This is a genomic window from Terrabacter sp. R4-6 (assembly GCF_057529065.1).
The window spans coordinates 1943896-1965159 of sequence record NZ_CP197224.1; the positions used below are offsets into that span (position 1 = coordinate 1943896).

Sequence of the window (21264 nt, forward strand, 5' to 3'; positions counted from 1 at the left end):
CGGCGGGGGCGTGTGCCCGCCGCCGGGCCACCGGGACCTCAGCGCAGCGGGGCGATGACCGCCGCCGCGTCGCGCTGCAGGGCGGCCGAGGCCGCCGCGTCGCGGACGTAGGCGGTGGACTTCGCTGCCGCGATGAAGCCCTCGAGCTGCGAGACGGCCGCGCTGGTGCGCCCACCCGCGATGTGCTTCTCGGCCTGCTGGAGCCGCTTCTCGAGCTCCTTCTCGCCCGCCGGGGTGACGAGTCCCTCGCGGGACAGCCGCTCCGTCAGCGCCGTCAGCGTGAGGATCGAGGTCGTCGTGGTGAACGTCCTCGTCGTCGACGTGACGAGACCGGCCTTGTCCTTCGCCGTGACGACGAGGGTGTGGCTGCCGAGCGACAGCGTCCACAGGGCGAGCGGCTTGTCGGCCGCGACGGTGGTGCCGTCGACGGTGGCCGTCACGGTGTCGATCCCGCTCGTGGCGTCGGTGGCCGTCCACGTGAGGTCACCCGCGTTGCCGACGGACGCACCCTCCGCGGCGCCGGACACGGCGACCACGGGGGCCGTCTTGTCCAGCTTGATCGTCACCGACCCGACCTGCGAGACGTTGCCGCCGTTGTCGGTGGCCCGGTAGAGCACGGTGGTCGTGCCCTCCGTCGACACCGTCAGGGCCGCGTTGGCGTTGACCCACGTGGCCCCGCCGTCGGTGGAGCGCTGGCGCGAGGCGACGGTGCCGTTGTCGGTCGCGGTGACCGTGACGGTGACGTTGCTCGTGTACCAGCCGTTCGCACCGTTCGGCGCCGCCGGGTTCAGCGTGACCGAGACGACCGGGGGCGTGACGTCGGCGACCCCGTCGCCCACGAACGTGAGGGAGTCGAGCACGACCCCACCCGTCGAGGTGACGTAGAGGCGTCCGGTGCCGGTGGGCTTCGACGACAGGGACGCTGCCGTGTCGGTCCAGCCGGAGCCGTTCACCGCGATGGTGCCGAAGGGAGCCGCCGTCGGCGAGTTCCACCGCAGCGACAGGGTGCCGGTGCCCGTGGCACGGGCGCTGACACCGGTGACGCCGACGAGGTTCGCCGGGTCCCAGGCCAGCCAGTCACCGGCGTCGAACGAGGTGACCTTGCGCAGACCGCTCGCCGCGTCGTCGTTCGTGATCTCGACACCCTGCGTCGCGTCGGCCCACTCGGCCTCCTGCTTCTTCGGGTTGAGGACCAGCTGCTCGGTGGTGGTCGCACCGGGCAGGCCGTTGGCACCGTTGTCGGTGTAGGTGATGACGACGACGCCGAAGATGTTCTCCGTCTCGCCGTGCTGGGTCGCGTCGGCCGGGGTCGGGATCGCGAACTGGCATCCCGTGCCCTGGCTCAGCGGGTGGGCGTGCGCGTCGTGACCCAGGCCGAAGGTCCAGGAGACGCGCGAGCACACCGTCGCCGTGCCGTCCTCGGGGTCCGAGGTGGTGACGGTGAACGGCACCGCCTGGCCCCAGTCGAAGAAGGCGCCGTTGGGCGGCGTGGCGATGGTGACCGTCGGGGCGACGTTGCCGACGCTGATCGACGTGCTCGTCAGGCCGCGGCGACCCTCCGGATCGGTGACGCGCAGGCGCGCCGTGTACTTGCCGAGCTCGGTGTAGGTCCAGCTCGCCGTGACGCCGGTCGCGTCGAACGTGCCGTTGCCGTCGAAGTCCCACTCGTAGGTCAGGGCCCCACCCTCGGGGTCGACCGAGCCGGACGCGTCGAACTGCACCGTCAGCGGGGCGCTGCTGCTGCTGATCGGCGTGGCCGAGATCTTCGCCTGCGGCGCCTTGTTGCCGGGCGAGTAGTCGATCCGGTAGAGGCCGGCGTCGGGGTTCGCACGGAAGAAGCCGTCGCCGTAGTCGAGGACGTAGAGCGACCCGTCCGGGCCGAACTCGATGTCGATCGGGCTGTCGGTGATCGGCTGCCCGTTCGTCTCGAGGGCGGCGTTGGGCAGGAAGTTCGTGATGTGGTCGACCGGGCCGCCCGGCCACTGCACGTCGAACACCGCGAGGTAGTCCTGCGAGAACTCGGCGAAGAACGCCTTCTGGTCCCAGTACTGCGGGAACTTCGTCGTCGACGGGTTGGTCGCGTCGTAGTGGTAGACGGGACCGCCCATCGGGCCCTGGCCGCCGGCCGGGGAGAAGTCGGTCAGCTCGGACCACGGCTGGTGCGTGTTGTTGTCGCCGTAGTAGAGCGTCGGCGCGGTGGCCGGCGGCACCTGGGCGAGGCCGGTGTTCCACGTCGAGTTGTTGAGCGCCCCGGCGTTGCAGTCGAACCACGGGCCGGGCGTCGCCGTCGCGAAGTTCCACTCGTTGTAGTTCGCGTTGGGGCCGTGGCAGTAGGGCCATCCGCCGTTGACCGGCTTGGTGATGGCCGTGGTCTGCCACTCGACGTAGCCCATCGGACCGCGCTGCGGGTCGGCCGCGCCGGCGTCAGGCCCGTAGTCGCCCCACGAGACGGAGTTCGTGACGGGGTCGACGTCGATGCGGAACGGGTTGCGCACGCCCATGACGAAGATCTCGGGACGCGTCTTCGCCGTGCCGGGGGCGAAGAGGTTGCCGGCCGGGACGGTGTAGGAGCCGTCGGCGGCGACCTTGATGCGCAGGATCTTGCCGCGCAGGTCGTTCGTGTTGCCGGCTCCTCGACGCGAGTCGAAGCCGGGGTTGAAGCCCGGCGCGTTGTTGTTCGGGGCGAAGCCGTTGGCGCCCGGCGCGCTCGCGGGTGTGTTGTCGCCGGTCGCGAGGTAGAGGTTGCCGTCGGCGTCGAAGTCGACGTCACCGGCGACGTGGCAGCACTGGCCGCGCTGCTGCTCCACCTTGATGATGACCTGCTCGGTGCTGAGGTCCAGCTTGTCGGTCGCGTCGTCCCACTTGAAGCGGCTCAGCTGGTTGTAGCCCTTCCACTGGTCCCAGTAGGAGGCGTCCGCGCCGACGGGCAGGCTGTTCGGCGCCGAGCCCGTGGGCGTCGACGTCGGGTAGGGCGCCGTCATGGTGCGCGGCGCGTAGTAGAGGTAGACCCACTGGTTCGTCTCGAAGTCGGGGTCGAGGGTGACGGTCTGGAGACCGTCCTCCGAGTTGTTGTAGACGGAGAGCGTGTTGACGACCTTGGTGACCCCGGTGTCGGGGTCGACCAGCCGGACGTCGCCGTTGCGGGCCGTCGTCAGCACGCGCCGGTCGGGCAGCACGGCCATGTCGATCGGCTCACCGGTGTCCTTGGTGAGCGTGATCTTCTCGTAGTTCGACCAGTCGAGCGCCGGCTCGGCGCCGTGGTCGACGCCGTCGTGGGCCTGGGCTGGCAGGGTGGCCACGGCGCCGAGCGCCGTGCAGGCGAGGACGGCTGCCGCAGTTGTGGCAACCAGCCTCCTCGCCCTGGATCGCGAAGTAGCATTCATCGGTACGTCCTTCTTGACAGAGACGGGCGAAGCCGGTCCCCGGGGAGCGCGCCGCTGCAACGGCACTGCTCTCCCCGGGGGCCGGTGTTTTCGTGGTCCGGACGGTGGGGGACCGGGGCGACGTCAGCCGCGCAGGGCGGCCATGTTGTCGTAGCTGACCTTCGAGAGCTCCATCGACTGGTTCGGGGCAGCGGTCCCGCCGGGAGCCGTGTCCATCTCCCACATCGGGTTGTGCGAGCCCTTGGCACCGACCCGACGAAGGAACGTCGAGTAGTCGATGTCGCCCTGTCCGAAGGGGGCCATGACGTAGCCGTTGGCCTGCGTCGTGTCGACCTTGCCGTCCTTGGCGTGGAAGAGCGGGAAGCGCGACGTCTGGGCGGCGACGACCGCGGCCGGGTCGAAGACCGACGTGACGACGGAGCCGTCCGGCGCCGTGTACGTCTTGTGCTTGTACTGCGCGACGTGGGCCCAGTAGATGTCCATCTCGAGGTAGACGGCCTTCGGGTCCGTGTTGGCGAGGAAGTGCTCGAGGCGGCGGATGCCGGACGAGCGCGTCGGACGCCCCTGCGCGTCGAGCGGCCCGCTGTCGAGCAGGAAGCTGTACGCGATGTCGTGGTTGTGCGTGTAGAGCTTGAGACCGTGCTGGGCCGCCCGCTCCCCGAAGAAGTTCCAGCGCGCGGCGGCGGCCTCCCAGTCCGCGACGTACGCGGAGCCGGTCGGGTCGGAGCCGGTGCCGATGTGGCCCATGCCGAGGATGTTGGCGATCTCGCAGGCCGTGTCGAACTGCGCGATCGTCGTGTCCGTGATCGTCGACGGGATCGAGCCGTGGTTGCCCTCGGCCTCGAGCCCGAGCTCGTCGAGCCAGGCGCGCAGCTGCGTGGCACCCGCGACGGTGTTGAGGTCGGCGCCGCCCTCGGCGTTCGCGTGCTGGCGGAAGCCGGCGAACTCGATCTGGCGGTAGCCGATCGACGAGAGCTCGGTGAGCACCTCCTTGAAGCCGGAGGCGTACGGCGAGGTCAGCGGGTCGCGCCCGACCGCGTCACGCACGGTGTAGAGGATGATGCCGCGGCGAGGGGCCGGGATGAGGATGCCGTTCGCGCCCGGGGCGGCCTTGGCGGCCGTCCCGGTCAGGGTCACGGCGGCGGCGACGCCCGTCGTGGCCGCGAAGAACTGGCGACGGTTGAGGCCGAGCTTGCTGACGAGCTTGAGCGGGTTGACGTCGTTGTCGTGCATGTGAGCTTGCTCCTTCAGGGGGTGACAGAGACTAGACGTGCGGGTCGAGCCGAATCTCCTTGTCTTCGGGGCGAGGGTCGGGTGCGCCTCCGCAACGTTCAGGACATGGCCGGCGACGTCGCGTGGGCCCCGTCGATCGGGGTCCAGGACCCCTCCCGCTCCACGCTCGTCTCGACCGCCGACAGGATCCGCTGCACCTGGAGCCCGTCGGAGAAGGAAGGCCGGGGGTCGGTGCCCTCGGCGATGGCGGTCAGCAGGTCGACCGCCTGGTGGGTGAAGCCGTGCTCGTAGCCGAGCACGTGACCGGGCGGCCACCAGGACGCCACGTAGGGGTGGCTGGACTCGGTGACGAGCACCCGGGTGAAGCCGGCGTCGCGGCTCGGGACACGGCCGTCGAAGACGTGCAGGACGTTCATGTCCTCGAAGTCGAAGGCGAGCGAGCCGTCGGTCCCGTTGATCTCCAGCCGTATCGCGTTCTTGCGGCCGTTCGCGAAACGCGTCGCCTCGAAGGTGGCGAGGGCGCCGCCGCTCATCCGCGAGACGAGGACGGCGGCGTCGTCGACGGTCACCGGTCCGGTGGTGGCCGAGCCGTTCTGGGCCGCCGAGCCGCTGATCCCGCCGGTCCCGACGGTCGCCGGGTCGGCGATCGGGCGCTCGCGCACGAACGTCTCGGTGAGCGCGCTGACGCCGGTGAGGTGCTCACCCGTCACGAACTGGGCGAGGTCGACGATGTGCGCGCCGATGTCGCCGAGCGCCCCCGAGCCGGCCCGCTCCTTCTGGAGCCGCCAGGTGAGCGGCGACTGCGGGTCGACGAGCCAGTCCTGGAGGTAGGCGCCGCGGACGTGGAGGATGCGGCCGAGCCGTCCCTCCGCGACGAGGCGACGCGCGTACGCGATGGCCGGGACCCGTCGGTAGGTGAAGCCGACCATCGAGCGCACCCCGCGCGACCGGGCCGCCTCGGCGGCCACGACCATCGCCTCGGCCTCCCCCACCGAGTTGGCGAGGGGCTTCTCGCACAGCACGTGCTTGCCGGCCTCGAGGGCCGCGACGGCGATCTCCGCGTGGGTGTCACCGGGGGTGCAGATGTCGATGATGTCGATGTCGTCACGCTCGAGCAGGCGCCGCCAGTCGGTCTCGACCTCGGCCCAGCCGAAGCGGTCGGCCGTGTCGCGGGCGGCCGCCTCGTTGCGCCCGGCCACGGCGACGAGGCCCGGCGCTGCCGGCACGTCGAAGTAGCTGCGCACGTTGCGCCAGGCCTGGGAGTGGGCCCGCCCCATGAAGGCGTAGCCGATCATCCCGACCCCGAGGGTGGGCTTGCTGGGTGTGCTCATGACGTCCTCACATCCGACGTGGGGTGGTACCGCTGACGGTTCGGTCCTACGCGTGCGGTGCGGTGCCCGCGTCGCCGGTGGAGCGGCGCGGGCACCGACCGGTCAGGACTCGAAGCCGAGGGGCAGGTACTGCTCGACGTTCTCCTTGGTCACGACGGGCGCGTTGAGGACGATGCGGTTGGGCACCTCGACCTGGACGAGGTCGCTCAGACCCTTGTTCTGGGCGATGAGGCGCGCGAGCTTGATGCCGTCGGCAGCCTGGGTCGGCGGGTAGATGACCGTGGCCTCCATCTTGCCCTCCTGGATCCAGCGCATCGCGTTGGCCGAACCGGCGCCGCCGATGAAGGCCATCTCGTGGCGGTTGGCCTGGTCGAGCGCGGCCATGACGCCGACACCCTGGTCGTCGTCGTGGTTCCACAGCACGTCGATCTTCGGTGCGGCCTGGAGCAGGTTCGACGCCTGCTTCTCGCCGGACTCGACGGTGAACTCCGCCGCGACCCGGTTGTCGACGGTCTGGTTGCAGGCCTTGAGCGCGTCGGCGAAGCCCTTCGACCGGTCCTGCGTCAGGGGCAGGGCGTCGATGCCGGCGATCTCGGCGATGACGGGGTTGGTGAGGTTCTTGTCCTTGACGATCTTGCAGGCGTAGGTGCCGGCGGAGACCCCCATGCCGTAGTTGTCGCCGAGGACCGTCGCGCGGGCGGCGAACGGGCTCGAGAACTCGCGGTCGACGTTGATGACCGGGATGCCGGCCTGCATCGCCTTGGTCGCGACCTCGGTGAGGGCGGCGCCGTCGGTCGGCAGCAGGACGATCGCGTCGACCTTGTCGTTGATGAAGGTCTCGATCTGGCTGATCTGGAGGCTGGCGTCGTTGGTGCCCTCGGCCGACTTGAGCTCGACGTCGCTGTACTTCTTGGCCTCGGCCTGCGCCGAGTTGTTGACGGCCGCGAGCCAGCCGTGGTCGGCCGCAGGGCCGGAGAAGCCGATGACGACCTTGTCGCCGGGAGCGTCGTTGTCGCTCGCGGCGTTGCCGCCGGTCTGCTGGGTCGAGGCCGCGGGAGTCGTGGCCGGGTCGTTGCTCGTGCACCCTGCGGCGACGAGCGCCGAGCTCAGGGCGATGGCCAGGACGGCGACGCGCTTGGTCGGACGGGAGAGTGATGCGGACACGCTGACTCCTATGTGAGCGAAGAGGGGTGGTGCGAGGTGAGTGGTGCTGTGCCGTGCTGTGGTGCGGTCGACCGGGCCGTTCGGCTAGCCCGACCTCGTGCGGGAGACCCGCTGCTGGAGCAGGACGGCGGCGACGATGATCGCCCCCTTGGCCACCGCCTGCGTCGACGTGTCGAGGTTGTTCAGGGTGAAGACGTTGGTCAGCGTCGTGAAGATGAGGACGCCGAGGACGGTGCCGACGATCGTGCCTCGGCCACCGCTGAGGAGCGTGCCGCCGATGACGACCGCGGCGATGGCGTCGAGCTCGTAGAGGGTGCCGTGCGTGGAGGTGCCGGTCGTCGTGCGGGCCATGATCATGACGGCCGCGATGCCGCAGGCGACGCCGAGCAGGACGTAGAGGTACATGGTCTGGCGCTGCACCCGGATGCCGGCGAGACGGGCCGCCTCGGGGTTGCCGCCGATCGCCAGGGTGCGACGCCCGAACGTCGTGCGGTTGAGCAGGACCCAGCCGACGACGGCGACGATCGCGAACATGATGACGAGGACGGGGATGCCGAGGACGCTGCCGCCGAAGAACTCGATGAAGCCACGGTCGCGGATGATCTGGGTGCGCCGCTTGGCGATGATCTCGGCCAGACCGCGGGCGGCGGCGAGCATCGCGAGGGTCGCGATGAACGGCGCCATCCGGCCGTATGCGATGAGCACCCCGTTGACGAGTCCGCACACGGCCCCGACGACGAGCGCCGCGATGACCATGACGACCCAGTGGTAGTTCGCGGCCATGGTCTGGGTCGCCACCGTGGTGGCCCAGACCGACGAGAGCGCGACGATGGCGCCGACCGACAGGTCGATGCCGCCACCCGAGATGACGAACGTCATGCCGACGCTGACGACGCCGATGACCGAGCCGAGCCGCAGGATCGTCAGCGCGTTCTCGGGACTCGCGAAGCGGTCTCCGGCGGTGATGATGCCGACGATGACGAGCAGCACGAGGGCGAGCACGAGACCGGCGTTGCGGCCGACGGGCCCGCTGAGGAAACCCGTGAGGCCACCCTCGCGCCGGGACGCGTCCCCGCCGACGGGAGGTCCGCTCGGGGTCGTCGCGGCGACCCCCTGGGCATCTGCGGCGACCGGTTCCCCTGCCTGGTCGGTCTTCGTGACGTCGGCGCTCATGCCGCGTCTCCCTTCAGGATGATGTCGAGGACGGCGTGCTCGTCGAGCTCGTCGGCCGGGCCCTCGTGGCGGACGGTGCGGTCGGCGAGGACCAGCACCCGGTTGGACAGCCCCAGGACCTCGGGGATCTCGCTGGAGACGACGACGACGGCGACGCCCTCGTCGGTGAGGCGCCGGATCAGCGCGTAGATCTCGGAGCGGGCCCCGACGTCGACGCCGCGCGTCGGCTCGTCGAGGAGGAGCACCTTGCAGCCGCGGAGCAGCCAGCGGGCGAGGACGACCTTCTGCTGGTTGCCGCCGGAGAGGGTGCGCGACTCGCGGTGCACGCCGCGCGGCCGCACGTCGAGCGACTCGAGCAGCTCCTCGGCGGCCTCGACCTCCGCCGACCCGTCGAGCAGGCCGCCCCGGGAGAAGCGCGGGAGCGTCGCGAGCGTGATGTTCGAGGCGAGCGACGCGCCGAGGACGAGCGCCTGGCTCTTGCGCTCCTCGGGGCACAGGCCGATGCCGGCCGCGACGGCCGCGGCGACGGATCCTGCGCGCACGACCTTGCCGCCGACGCTGACAGTGCCCTTCGTGGCCTTGCGGGCACCGAAGATCGTCTCGACGACCTCGGAGCGTCCGGACCCGACGAGCCCCGCGAGCCCGACGACCTCGCCGGGGCGCACGTCGAAGCTGATCGAGCTGAACTCGCCGGTCCGGCTGAGGCCCTCGACGCGGAGCACCGGCTCGGCGTCGGAGACGACCTCGGGCTTGGGTGGGAAGACGTACTCGATGGAGCGGCCCGTCATGAGCCGGATGAGCTCCTGGGTCGGCGTCGTCTTGGCGTCGAGACCGGTGGCGACCGTCTTGCCGTCCTTGAGCACCGTGACGCGGTCACCGATCTCGCGGATCTCCTCGAGCCGGTGGGAGATGTAGACGACGGCGACGCCCTGGCCGGTCACCTCGGCGATGACGCGGAAGAGCTGCTGGACCTCGCCGGCGTCGAGCACCGCGGAGGGCTCGTCCATGACGATGAGCCGGGCATCACGGGAGAGGGCGCGAGCCATGCTGACGATCTGGCACGAGGCCGCCGAGAGCGTGCCGACCTCGACGGACGGCGAGATCTCGGGGTGGCCGAGCCGGGCGAGCAGGGCGGCGGCCTCGCGGCGGGCCGCGGTGCGCTGGGAGAAGCCGAACCGGGTCGGCTCGTGCCCGAGGAAGATGTTCTCGGCGACGGTGAGGCCCTCGACGAGGTCGAGCTCCTGGTACATCGTCGCGACACCGAGGTCCATGGCCGCCTGCGGGTGGTGCAGGGTGACCGGCTCGCCGGCCCACTCGATGGTGCCCTCGTTGGGCTCGTGGACGCCGGCGAGCACCTTGATGAGGGTGCTCTTGCCCGCGCCGTTCTGGCCGAGCAGGCAGTGCACCTCGCCGGGCTGCACGTCGAGGTCGACGCCACCGAGGGCCACGACCCCGGGAAAACGCTTGACCACGTTCGTCATTCGCAGGAGAGGGGCGCCTGCTACATCTCGCCGTCGAGATTCCATGGGTCACACCGTGACCCACTTTTGTCGGCACGTCAAGCAAAAGTTTTCTCGTTGAGACACCAAAGCCGACTGCATGGCATACCGAAGCCGCGTATGCTTGACTGGAAACGTGCGTCCAGAGCCAACGTCGTCCGCGTATGCCGCCACCGCCGTCAGTGGTGCCGGTGAGCTGCTGCAGCTGCTGCGCGACGAGACGCCGCGCACCCGTGCCGAGCTCGCCAAGCTGACCGGCCTGGCCCGCTCGACGGTCGGCGCCCGCGTCGACGCGCTGCTCGCGACGGGACTGCTCGCACCGAGCGGCGAGGCGGTCAGCACCGGGGGCCGACCGCCCGTCCGCTTCGCCTTCAACCCCGAGGCCCGCGTCGTCGTCGGGGCCGACATCGGCGCCACGCACGGCCGGGTCGCCCTGACCGACCTCAGCGGCCGCCCGATCTGCGAGATCGGCGAGAACCTCGACATCACCGACGGCCCCGAGGTCGTCCTCGACTGGCTCGTCGCGACGACGCGTCGCCTCCTCGAGCAGGCCGGCCGCGAGCCCCGCGACCTCATCGGCATCGGCATCGGGGTGCCCGGGCCCGTCGAGCACTCGAGCGGACGCCCGATGCGGCCGCCCATCATGCCCGGCTGGGACGGCTACGACGTGCCGGCCCACGTGCGCCGCGACTTCGACGTCCCCGTCCTCGTCGACAACGACGTCAACATCATGGCGCTCGGCGAGCACGCGATGGCCCACCCCGACGTCGAGCACCTCCTCTTCGTCAAGGTGGCCACGGGCATCGGCGCCGGCATCATCAGCGGCGGCCGCCTGCATCGCGGGGCGGTCGGTGCCGCGGGCGACCTCGGACACGTCGCTGCCCCGCACGCCGCCGAGGTGCTGTGCTCGTGCGGCAACGTCGGCTGCCTCGAGGCCGTCGCGAGCGGTCCGGCGATCTCCAAGGCGCTCAAGGAGATCGACATCGTCGCCGAGTCCAACAAGGACATCGTCGACCTCGTCCGCGGGGGCAACATCCCTGCCGCGCTCGCGGTCCGCCAGGCCGGACGCACCATCGGCGAGGTGCTCGCCACGTGCGTCAGCCTGCTCAACCCGTCCGTCATCGTCATCGGCGGCTCGCTCGTCCAGGCGGGCGAGAGCCTCATCGCCGGCGTGCGCGAGGTCGTCTACGGCCGCTCGCTCCCCCTCGCGACCGGGGTGCTCCAGATCGTGCCGGCGACCACCGGCGTCCAGGCGGGCGTCATCGGCGCCGCGACCATGGTCATCCAGCACGCCCTGACGGCCGACCGCGTCGACCTCGCCATCGCCCAGTCGGCGTCCTGAGCGGCGCGGCGGCCCGACCCGCCACAATGGGTCCATGACCGATCACCGGCCCGTCGAGACGTGGCTCACCGACATGGACGGCGTCCTCGTGCACGAGGAGGACGCGATCGCCGGCGCCGCCGAGTTCGTCACGGCCCTCAAGGAGTCCGGCCGGAGCTTCCTCGTCCTGACGAACAACTCGATCTTCACGCCGCGCGACCTGCGCGCCCGGCTGCTCCGCAGCGGCATCGACGTGCCCGAGGACGCGATCTGGACCTCCGCCCTGGCGACGGCCCAGTTCCTCGCCGAGCAGCGCCCGGGCGGCTCGGCCTACGTCGTCGGCGAGGCCGGCCTGACGACGGCGATGCACGACGTCGGCTACGTCATGACCGACCGCGACCCCGACTACGTCGTGCTCGGCGAGACGCGCACCTACTCCTTCGAGGCCATCACCCGCGCGATCCGTCTGATCGAGAAGGGCGCCCGCTTCATCGCGACGAACCCCGACCCGAGCGGGCCCAGCCCAGCCGGCACCCTCCCGGCCACCGGCTCGGTCGCCGCCCTCATCTCGACCGCGACGGGCCGCCAGCCCTACTACATCGGCAAGCCGAACCCCCTCATGATGCGCAGCGCCCTCAACCGCCTCGACGCGCACTCGGAGACGACGATCATGGTCGGCGACCGGATGGACACCGACATCATCAGCGGGCTCGAGGCGGGGCTGCGCACCGTCCTCGTGCTCACCGGCTCGACGAGCCGCGAGCAGGTCGAGCACTTCCCCTACCGCCCGAGCCGGATCGTCGACTCCGTCGCCGACCTCGTGCGCTTCGTGGCGCACGAGGACGGCGAGCAGCACTGAGCCCCGGTCGGGGCGGACGAGTCAGGGCAGGTAGTACGTCGGGTTGGGCAGCTTGACCGCTCGGTCGGCGTGGCCGCCGATGAGGTCGCTGTACTGGTCGCCGAGGTTGGCGACGACGTCGTAGCCGAGGTCCTGCTCGATGTGCGCACGGGTCGTCGACTTGTACTCGATCGTCGTGCACGTCGGGTAGGCCTTGCAGTGGCCCTGCATGTAGGCCGGCGGCGTCTCGCTCGAGCGCCACTTCGTGAAGTAGAGATCGTCGGTGAACTGCGGGTAGCCCTGCTCGTGGAGGTTGGCGATCGTGGCTGCCTTCTGGCCGGTGTTGCGACCGGTCAGGCCGATGACCGTGCAGCCGGAGTCGGCGACGGCCTTGACGAGAGAAGGCATCCCGGGCGTGGCGGGGAAGAGCTTGTTCTGGACCCAGTAGTCCTGGCGCACGGGGTTGAAGACGAACTTCATGTCCGCCACCTCCATGTCGTAGGTCCACAGCGTCGTGTCGTCGGCGTCGAGCACGACGGCGGGCTTCGTGCCGGCCCGGACGCCCTGGCGGCACTCGCTGACGAGTCGTCGGGTGTTGCGGGCCTCGAGGGCCGCCAGCTCGGTGATGTAGGGCGAGCTCACCTTGTCCGCGATGCCGGTGCCCGGGTCGCCGTAGTAGGTGGCGATCGTCTTCTTGACGGAGTCGATGTTGGGGATGCCCTCGCCGCCCTCGGTGAGGCCGCTCGAACCGTCGGGCTTCATCGTGAAGTGGGTGCGGGGCGCGAGGCGCGGCTCCGTGACGCCGGGCAGGTCCGGCGACGGGAGGTAGTAGGTCGGGTTGGGCAGCTTGACGTTGCGGTCGGCGTGCCCGCCCTGCAGGTCGGACCACTGGTCGCCGATGTTGAGGACGATGTCGTAGCCGAGGTCCTGCTCGATGTGCTTGCGCGTGCCGGCCTTGTACTCGACCGTCGTGCACGTGGCCGTGGCGCACGTGATATAGGCGGGAGGCGTGGACCCGGCCCACTTCGTGAAGTAGTGGTCGGGCGTGAAGGCGTTGTAGCCGACGTCCTTGAGGTTGCCGATCGTCGCGTCCTTCTGGGTGGCGCCGCGGCCGGTCAGGCCGAAGATCGTGAAGCCCATGGCGTCAGCCTCGTTGACGAGGTCGACCATCGTCGGCGTCGCGGGGAAGAGTTGGTTCTGGACCCAGTAGTCCTGGCGCGTGGGGTCGAAGACGAACTTCATGTCCGCGACCTCCATGTCGTAGGTCCAGAGCGTGGTGTCGTCGGCGTCGAGCACGATCGCCGGCTTGGTGCCCTTCCGCTCGGCGGCGGCGTACGTGCGCTCGAGCGAGGCGCGCAGGCCGTCGGTGATGCGGCGCATCTCGGAGATGTAGGGCGAGCTCGTCCGGTTGGCCAGACCCGTGCCGGGGTCGCCGTAGTAGCTGTAGATCGTCTTCTTGACCGAGTCGATGTTGGGGATCCCGGCGCCGTCGGCACGGGAGCCGCTCGAGCCGTCCGCGGCCATGACGAAGTGGGTGCGCGGGGTCAGGGTCTGGTCGTGGCGCCCACCGGCGTCGCCGTGGGCGAGGGCCGGGGACGCGCTGGCGACGACCAGGGAGCCGATGATCGATCCGACGGCTGCGACGGCGAGGCCGGCGGATCGGGGGGTGGGACGCCTCATGGGTTCACCTCTGGGGCTGCTCGGGATGCCGGTGGACCGCTCGACCGTCGTCCTGCGCGTGCCCCCGCGGGGGTCTGACGACCCGCCGCGGGGGCATTCCCATGCACATCGCATGGAGTTCCCAGACTCCTCCCAGACTCGGCCGGTCAGCCGCGGGCGAGCGCCTCGGCGTCCCCGACGACGAGGGCACGCAGGTCGCTCGGCACCGCCGACGTGGCGGCCAGGCGGGCGACCTTCGCCCAGTCGCCCTTGAGCACGTGCTGGACGAGCGGGAGGGCGGTCGAGGTCGGGACGCGTCGGTCGGTGACGAGGTGCAGCAGGCCCTCGCGCGTCGCCGTGACGGTCACCGTGACGGTGTCGGTCGCCGTGCCCCCGGGCCCCGTGGCCCGGGCCACGAGCACGTGCTCGCCGAGCGCGAGCGTGTCGACGTCGACCGCGGCGCCCTCCCGGACAGCCGTGCCGTCGAGGGTCAGGTCGACGGTGTCGGCACCCGACTCGTCGACGGCGGGCACGAGGTGGTCACCGCGCGTCAGCTCGGCCCCCGCGGCAGGGCCGACGAACGCGACGGTCGGCTTCGCCGGTGCGACCCGGGCCGCCTGCCAGCCGATGAGGCCCCCGGCCCGGTTGGTGATGACTCCGTCGACGCCCATCCGGTCCATGGCGTCCCACTGGCGTGGGTCGTCGACGGTCCACGGCTGGACGGCGATCCCGGCCCCGTGGAGCGCGGCCACGGCGTCCGGGTGCCCCGCGAGCGCGGTCCACGCCGGGTTGTACGTCGACGCGAAGGCGCTGCGCGCGGCGGCCACGGGGTCGGCGTCCAGCGTGCTGCGCAGCAGGCCGAGCCGCAGGGTCGGGTCGATGGCGTGCACGGTGCGCAGGATCTCCGGGTCGAAGCTCTGGATGACGGTCGACTCCTTCATCGCGGTCTCCCTCACCTCGCGGACGATCCGCTCGATCTCGGGGCGCGTCTCCGGGCCCTTGATCTCGAGGAGCACCTGGCGCCCCTTCGCCTTGGCGTGCTGGAGCATCTCGACGCTCGTCGGCACGCGCTGCCCGGTGAAGTACCTCGAGAACCACGAGCCCGCGTCGAGCGTCCGCACGTCGGCCGACTGCGCGGCGTCGAGGCGGCCGGTGCCGTCGGTCGTCCGGTCGAGGGTGTCGTCGTGGAGGATCATCGGCACGCCGTCGGCGGTCGACTGCACGTCGTTCTCGAGGAAGTCGGCGCCCGCGCGGGCGGCCGACTCGTAGGAGGCCATGGTGTCCTCGGGTGCGACCTGCGAGTAGCCGCGGTGCGCGATGACGGCCATGTCCTCGCCCGGCTGGCGCAGCAGGGAGTCGGCGGTGTTGGGGATCTCGGTGACCGTGACGTCGTCGAACGACACGACGGCGCCGCTGAGGAGCAGGCCGAGGCCGCCGTCGGCCGAGCGCACGAGGTGCCGCGTCTCCATGACCTCGGTCCCGTCGAAGAACCACGCGGCCCGGCTGCCGCGCACCTCGACCCTGACCTTCACGTCGCGCCCGGTGCCGGCAGCGGTCGGTGCCGCCGCCGTGTCGGTGACGTTCCAGGCGTTGCTCGCCGTACGCTCGGCGAACTCCAGGCCGTTGGGAGCGACGGTGTTGGTGCGCATCGTCGCGATCCACCACGGCACGGAGCCGTCGGCGGCGAGGTCGAGGCCGAGCGCGGCCCAGCGCGAGGTGTTCTCGACGCTGTCGAAGCGCACCGTGGCCTCGAGACGGTAGGCCTCGAGGTGGGGACCGAAGGTGATCCGGCTCAGCATGCCGCCCTTGCCGGTGCCCCGCAGTCGACCGTCGACGACGGCCCACGTGCCTTCGACGGGACGCCAGCCGGACGGCATACCTCCCGAGAAGTCCTCGCTGAGGACGACGCGCTCCCCGTCAGCGGTCGGAGCGGCGGGGACGACCGACGCCGCCGCAGGCGGTGGGGCCTGCGGCGGCGACGCGGACGCGACCGTGGGGGCGATCGCGAGGCTGGCGGCGACGGTGCCGGCGAGGAGGATGCTGGTGAGTGCTGTCCTGGGTCTCATCCCTTCACGCTAGGCACGGCGGGTATCCCGCAGGCCAACGGCAACCGTCGATTGCGTATGCGTTCGGTCAGGCTAGGTGGTGGGTCTCGGCCAGCGCGTAGACAGGGGTGTCGATGCCCTCCATGCGCGCCTTGAGCTGCATCGCGAGGTAGCGCGAGTAGTGGCGCGACTGGTGCAGGTTGCCTCCGTGGAACCACAGGTTGTCCTGGCGGGTGGGCTTCCACATGTTGCGCAGCTCGCCCTGCCAGGGACCCGGGTCCTTCGTCGTGTCGGAGCCGAGCCCCCAGCACCTGCCGACCGCGTCGGCGACGTCCTGGCTGATGAGCCGGGCCGCCCAGCCGTTCATCGAGCCGTAGCCGGTGGCGTAGACGACGGCGTCGGCCTCGAGCTCCGTGCCGTCCGCGAGCACGACGGCGTGCTCGGTCAGGTGGTCGACCTGCCCGCGCACGAGCCGGATCGCACCCTTGGCGACGAGCTCGGACGCGCCGATGTCGATGTAGTAGCCCGAGCCACGCCGGAGGTACTTGAGGAAGAGGCCCGAGTCGTCGTCGCCGAAGTCGAGGTCGAAGCCGGCCGCCTCGAGCGCGGCGTAGAAGTCCTTGTCCTGCTCGCGGATCGCGTCGAAGGCGGGCCGCTGGAAGTCGGCGAGGATCTTGTAGGGGATCGAGGCGAAGACGAGATCCGCTGTGTCGTGGTCGATCCCGTTGGCGACGGCCTCCTCGGAGTAGAGCGGGCCGAGGACCGTGTCCATGAGCGAGTCGGACCGGACGATGTGGGTGCTCGACCGCTGGAGCATGATCGGCTCGGCACCGTTCTGCCACAGGTCGGCACAGATGTCGTGGGCCGAGTTGTTCGACCCGATGACGACGACCTTCTTGCCGGCGTAGCGCGCACCGCCCGGGTGCTTGCTGCTGTGGTGCTGGTCGCCCTGGAAGACGTCCTGCCCGGGCAGCGTCGGCACGTTGGCGATGCCGCTCATGCCGGTGGCGAGGACGAGCTGCGCGGGGTGGAGCACGATCTCACGGCCCTCGCGGGTCACGTGGACCGTCCATGCTCCGGTGGCCTCGTCGAAGCTCGCCGACGTCGCCTCGCTGTTGCTCCAGTAGTCGAGCTCCATGATCGTGGTGTAGCTCTCGAGCCAGTCACCCATCTTGTCCTTGGGCGTGAAGACCGGCCAGTGGTCGGGGAAGGGCAGGTAGGGCATGTGGTCGTACCAGACCGGGTCGTGCAGGCACAGGGAGTGGTAGCGGCTGCGCCACTGGTCGCCGGGCCTGGGGTACGTGTCGATGACGAGCGTCGGCACACCGAGCCGCTTGAGCCGCGCGGCGAGGCCGATGCCGCCCTGCCCGCCGCCGACGACGAGGACGTAGGGCTCGGCGTCGACGCCGAAGGACTCGATCTCCTGCTGTCGCTTGTCGAGCCAGTTCTCCGTCGAGACGTTGACGCCGTGCTCGGCACCGCGCGGTCGGCGCGTGCCGGACGGCTCGGGGTGGTCCTTGAGCGCCTGCGCACTCGTCAGCAGGGTCCAGGCCAGGCCGTCGCGGACCCGGACGAGCCCCTTGCCGGTGAAGGTGGCGTTGCCGAAGGTGAACCACGCCTCGTGGACGCCGTCGGCCTCGGACTCGCTCGTCGGCTCGACGTCGGTCGGCCATGAGCCGCGCTCGACGCCGCCCAGCATGTCGGCGATCTGCTCACGCCCCTCGGACGTGTGGATGTTCCACGTCATGCTGATGAGGTCGCGCCAGTAGCTCTCGTCACCGAAGAGACCGACCACCCGGTCGACCTCGCCGGAGGCCAGCGCCTCCCCGAACCGCCCGAGCCACTCGCCCGCCGTCAACTGCTCACCCATCGCCAACTCCTTTGTCCACGTAGTGGGGTCGTGGTGCTGACGTTAGGAGCGCGTGGGGTCGCGGGACAGGGTTGCAGAACGTTGCATGTCGACCGCGATGGCGTATGCCGGGTGCTCAGGTGGCGTCGGGCCGCACCGTCGCGCGCGTGGTGAGCCGGTAGGGCCGGCTCTCGACGAGGCCGCCGAGGCGCTTGCGCAGGCGCGACATCTCGGCGCGGATCGTGACCGGCGTCGTCGCGCCGTCGAGCAGCGCCATGAGGGCGGCGGTGTCGAGACCGGCGGGATGCTGCGCGAGCAGGGCGACGATCTCGGCGTGCCGCTCGGACAGGGCGATCTCGACGGTCGACCCCGCGGTCGTGACGAGGACGCGCGGGCTCGGGTGACGCACGACCTCGAGGGTCTCCGGGGCGCTGACCGCCTCGTGGAGCACCCAGCCGCCGGCCTTTGCCTCGGCGCGGACCTGCCCGATCTCGGGCACCCAGACGGCGCCTTCGCGCAGGCTGCCCGGCACCCAGACGCGCTCGCCGACGCCGTAGCCCTCCGCCCGGGCCACCCACCCGTGACGGTCGACGACGACGAAACGCCCCGACCCGGCATACGACTCGCTGGCGCGGGCGACCCGGCGCAGGTCGCGCTCGTGCTGCCCGGCGAGGGTGTCGACGGCCTCACGGACGGCCATGGTCACGAGCATGAGCGTGTGCGGGTGGGCGGTGCGGAAGGCGCCGCTCAGGGTGACGACGCCGAGCGGCGTGCGCGCCCTCCGGTCGAGGATCGGCGCGCTCGTGCACACCCATGCGTGCTGGTCCTCGCGGGCGTGCTCGGGGCCGAAGATCTGCACCGGGCGCCGCTCCTCCATCGCGGTGCCGAGCGAGTTGGTGCCGACGTCGCCCTCGCGCCAGCGGGCGCCCTCGACGAAGCCGAGCCCGTCGCTGCGGCGGCGGATCGGCGACGGGCCGAACATCCACAGCGGGTAGCCCTCGTCGTCGCTGATGACGAGCTCGTTGCCGGCCTCGTGCGCGAGTGGGAGGAGGCGGTCCTTGAGGACGGGGACGACGGAGGCGAGCAGGCGCGAGCGCTCGCGCCGGGCGAGGAGGGCATCGTCGGAGATCGGCGTCGAGATCTTGTCGCCCTCGGGCGTCTGCCGGAGCCACGAGCGGGCGACGACACCCCGGGCGCCGGGCGGCACCTCGTGGGTGTGCGCCCAGGCCCGGTGCAGGCGCAGCAGGTCCCGGGCCTTGGCTGCTGGGTCCTCGAACGCAGTCAGGGCCGCTTCGAGTCCGGAGGCTGTGGACATGCGCACCTTTGCGACGGGTGGCCCCGCGGGAGGTCGGATGCGTGGGGTCACGGCTCCCCGTGATCGTGACACGCGGGAGGCCGCTTGGGTAGGGCGCGTTCAGCGGCCGAGGAGGCGGCGCCACCAGGACGGGCCGGGGGCGGCGGCAGCAGCCGCCCGGGCCGCGGCGGCCCTCTCCTCGCGCGCCGCGCGCTGCTGCTCCTCGAGCGCGGCGCGCAGCGGGCGCCACCGCTCGACCATCTCGTCGACGTCGAGGGTCTTGGCGATGAGCGGCGGCAGGTTGCCGACCGCGGGGCGCAGCCGGTCGGCGAGGACGCGTGTGTTGTAGTCCTCGATGACCTCGCGGACCTGCGCCTCGGTGCGGACGTCGACGAGCGACTCCGGGTAGCCCGCGGCCTCCTTGCGCAGCCCCAGCGCCCCCGGCAGCGCACCCCCGAGGTCGAGGTTCTCGCGCGCCGCGAAGCGCTTGACCCACCAGTCGGGATCACCCGAGTCGCTGAGGTCCAGGGGCTTGCCTGCACCCGGCAGGTTGTCGAACTCCCCACGCTCCTGCGCCTCGCGGATCTGCTTGTCCACGGGGCTCTCCCAGTACGGCTGGCCCGTCATGCGATCCACGCTAACCGATGACGCGGGCTCACATTCCGGACCATCCCGGGCAACCCCGGCGTGCGCGCGGCGCGAGCTGCTGGGAAACTACGGGATGCCGGCCCGGGACGGGTCGGCATGTTCTAGGTTGTCCGCAGCAGCCCCGAGACGGGCTCGGGGACGTCCATGGGGATCGGGGGATCCATGAATGGGTTTCGGGGGCCCGCACTGCGCTGCGCCCTGCAACGGGTGCAGCGCCGAAGGGCTGCACGGGATCGCGGCGCCGTCACGGCCCTCGTCGCGATCCTCTTCTCGACGGGCGTCATCATCGCGATGATGGCGCTCGTCGTCGACGTCGGGTCGATGATGTGGGAGCGCCGCCAGCTGCAGAACGGCGCCGACGCCGCGACGCTGGCCCTCGCGCAGGACTGCGCGACGCAGCGAGCCACGTGCGACCCGGCGGCTCCGGGTCTCAAGCAGCTCGTCGACGCGAACGCCGCCGACGGCTTCGGCGGCATCCAGCGGGTGTGTGCGGTCGGGACGTTCCCGAGCGCCGGCGCCTTCACCCCGTGCACGGCGACGACGGGCGCCCTGACCGACTGCCTCCCGGCGCCGGCCGGGTCCACCGGACCCTACGTCGAGGTGCGGACCCGCACGTCGACGAACCTCGCCGACACCGGGACGATCCTCAAGCCCTTCTTCGCCCAGGCGATGGGCTGGAACGGCTCGACGATCGCCGCCTGCTCGCGTGTCGGCTGGTCGGGCGGCCACCCCTCGACCGTGCTGCCGGTCGTGCAGTCACAGTGCGCGTGGGACGACGCGACGACGAACGGCACCGACTTCCCACTCCCTCCGCCCTACGCGCTGACCGGGTCCGGCACGCCCGCGGTGAACCCGCTTCCTCGCGTGCCGGTCGCCGGGAGGTACATCGGCAAGGTGCTCCTCCAGACCAAGAACGAGAAGGTCGACGGCACCAAGAAGTGCGGCTCGAGCGGCCCGGGCCAGTACACGCCCGGCAACTTCGGCTGGCTCGACTCGACCGGGAAGAAGACGTGCTCGGTCGACCTCACGAGCGACAAGGGCACGATCTCGGCCTCGGGCAAACCGGGGACGAGCGTGCCCAGCGGCTGTGGCCCGGTGCTCCAGGCCAGCGTCGGCTCCATCGTCTACATCCCGATCTTCACGAGTGTCGACGGGCGCGGCGCCAACACCGAGTACACGATCGACGGGGTCTCCGCCTTCTACCTCGCCGGGTTCCACGTCACGGGCAACTCCGACACCGACGGCTTCACGCCGACCGACCCCACGGGCAACGGCACCGAGTCGTGCTCGGGGGAGAAGAACTGCCTGTGGGGCTGGTTCGTCTCGCCGGTCATCCCGGTGGACGCCGTGCCCAACACCGGCACCGACCGGGGGCCGAAGCGGCTGTCGACGATCGGCTGAGGCGACCCGGCATCAGGAGGGCTGGACGCTCGGCCGCACGAGCAGGGCGAGGGTCTCGCGGTCGCCGACCTCGAGCCGGTCGCCCGTCACGACGAAGGCCCGGGGCTCGTCGAGGAGGGCGAGCAGCCGCTGCTCCTGCTCCATCGCCTCGGGCGCGCCGGCCATGCGGGTCGTCGCGGCATCGGCGACGGTGAGCAGCCCCTCGACCACCTCGTAGCGCCCCATGACCCGGTTGACGCCGGTCGTGCCGGTGAGCCGGCCGTCGTCGCCGAACGCCAGCTCGGGCTTCGGTTCGGACGTGACCGTGCCGCCGAGCTCCTGGACCACCCACGACGTGCCAGCGATCGCCTTGTCAGCCATGCGCCCACGTTAACCGGATGCGCCTGTGGGTGGGGTCGGGTAGACCGGAGACGAGTCAGCGTCCAC

The 21264-nt window shown here is 71.2% G+C and carries 15 protein-coding genes; 3 read left to right on the plus strand and 12 right to left on the minus strand.

Annotation, left to right across the window (positions count from 1 at the left end; genetic code table 11):
* Window positions 1-38: 38 nt before the first annotated feature.
* From ACSSS0_RS09210 to ACSSS0_RS09235, 6 genes are all read right to left on the minus strand, one after another.
* Entirely contained in the window at window positions 39-3299 is a 3261-nt protein-coding gene (locus ACSSS0_RS09210) for a PQQ-dependent sugar dehydrogenase (protein ID WP_487230887.1), read from the minus strand.
* A 207-nt stretch (window positions 3300-3506) separates the two neighbouring features.
* The gene (locus ACSSS0_RS09215; protein ID WP_435984287.1) at window positions 3507-4616 is read right to left on the minus strand and encodes a sugar phosphate isomerase/epimerase family protein; all 1110 of its coding nucleotides are present in this window, start codon (window positions 4614-4616) and stop codon (window positions 3507-3509) included.
* A 98-nt stretch (window positions 4617-4714) separates the two neighbouring features.
* On the minus strand, window positions 4715-5947 hold the full coding sequence (locus ACSSS0_RS09220) for a Gfo/Idh/MocA family protein (RefSeq protein WP_487230888.1): 1233 nt from the start codon (window positions 5945-5947) through the stop codon (window positions 4715-4717).
* 102 nt (window positions 5948-6049) lie between these two features.
* Window positions 6050-7111, minus strand: coding sequence for a substrate-binding domain-containing protein (locus tag ACSSS0_RS09225; RefSeq protein ID WP_487230889.1), 1062 nt, complete (start codon window positions 7109-7111; stop codon window positions 6050-6052).
* 84 nt (window positions 7112-7195) lie between these two features.
* Window positions 7196-8284 carry an ABC transporter permease gene (locus ACSSS0_RS09230; protein WP_487230890.1) on the minus strand — a complete coding sequence of 363 codons (1089 nt, stop codon included), beginning with the start codon at window positions 8282-8284 and terminating at the stop codon, window positions 7196-7198.
* The gene (locus ACSSS0_RS09235) at window positions 8281-9765 is read right to left on the minus strand and encodes a sugar ABC transporter ATP-binding protein (RefSeq protein ID WP_435984283.1); all 1485 of its coding nucleotides are present in this window, start codon (window positions 9763-9765) and stop codon (window positions 8281-8283) included. Before ACSSS0_RS09235 ends, ACSSS0_RS09230 begins: the two co-directional genes overlap by 4 nt.
* 154 nt (window positions 9766-9919) lie before the next feature.
* On the opposite strand from ACSSS0_RS09235, the gene ACSSS0_RS09240 reads away from it, so the two are divergent.
* Together ACSSS0_RS09240 and ACSSS0_RS09245 are read left to right on the plus strand one after the other, a co-directional pair.
* Window positions 9920-11125 carry an ROK family protein gene (locus ACSSS0_RS09240; RefSeq protein ID WP_487230891.1) on the plus strand — a complete coding sequence of 402 codons (1206 nt, stop codon included), beginning with the start codon at window positions 9920-9922 and terminating at the stop codon, window positions 11123-11125.
* A 34-nt stretch (window positions 11126-11159) separates the two neighbouring features.
* Window positions 11160-11963, plus strand: a complete 804-nt coding sequence (locus tag ACSSS0_RS09245; RefSeq protein WP_487230892.1) for an HAD-IIA family hydrolase — start codon at window positions 11160-11162, stop codon at window positions 11961-11963.
* Between the two features lie 21 nt (window positions 11964-11984).
* On the opposite strand, the gene ACSSS0_RS09250 is transcribed toward ACSSS0_RS09245, so the two are convergent.
* The 5 genes from ACSSS0_RS09250 to ACSSS0_RS09270 all read right to left on the minus strand — a co-directional run bounded on the left by ACSSS0_RS09250 (window position 11985) and on the right by ACSSS0_RS09270 (window position 19416).
* Window positions 11985-13622, minus strand: a complete 1638-nt coding sequence (locus ACSSS0_RS09250; protein ID WP_487230893.1) for an HAD family acid phosphatase — start codon at window positions 13620-13622, stop codon at window positions 11985-11987.
* 146 nt (window positions 13623-13768) lie between these two features.
* The gene (locus ACSSS0_RS09255) at window positions 13769-15667 is read right to left on the minus strand and encodes a glycerophosphodiester phosphodiesterase (RefSeq protein ID WP_487230894.1); all 1899 of its coding nucleotides are present in this window, start codon (window positions 15665-15667) and stop codon (window positions 13769-13771) included.
* A gap of 67 nt (window positions 15668-15734) precedes the next feature.
* The gene (locus tag ACSSS0_RS09260) at window positions 15735-17516 is read right to left on the minus strand and encodes a flavin-containing monooxygenase (RefSeq protein WP_487230895.1); all 1782 of its coding nucleotides are present in this window, start codon (window positions 17514-17516) and stop codon (window positions 15735-15737) included.
* A 115-nt stretch (window positions 17517-17631) separates the two neighbouring features.
* Window positions 17632-18810 (minus strand): helix-turn-helix domain-containing protein, encoded by a 1179-nt coding sequence (locus ACSSS0_RS09265; protein WP_487230896.1) that lies wholly within the window; start codon window positions 18808-18810, stop codon window positions 17632-17634.
* 99 nt (window positions 18811-18909) lie between these two features.
* The gene (locus ACSSS0_RS09270) at window positions 18910-19416 is read right to left on the minus strand and encodes a DnaJ family domain-containing protein (protein ID WP_487230897.1); all 507 of its coding nucleotides are present in this window, start codon (window positions 19414-19416) and stop codon (window positions 18910-18912) included.
* A gap of 228 nt (window positions 19417-19644) precedes the next feature.
* Between ACSSS0_RS09270 and ACSSS0_RS09275 the strand changes: the two genes are divergently transcribed.
* On the plus strand, window positions 19645-20838 hold the full coding sequence (locus ACSSS0_RS09275) for a TadE/TadG family type IV pilus assembly protein (protein WP_487230898.1): 1194 nt from the start codon (window positions 19645-19647) through the stop codon (window positions 20836-20838).
* 12 nt (window positions 20839-20850) lie between these two features.
* On the opposite strand, the gene ACSSS0_RS09280 is transcribed toward ACSSS0_RS09275, so the two are convergent.
* Complete coding sequence (locus tag ACSSS0_RS09280) at window positions 20851-21198, minus strand: META domain-containing protein (protein WP_487230899.1); 348 nt, start codon at window positions 21196-21198, stop codon at window positions 20851-20853.
* Window positions 21199-21264 lie beyond the last annotated feature (66 nt).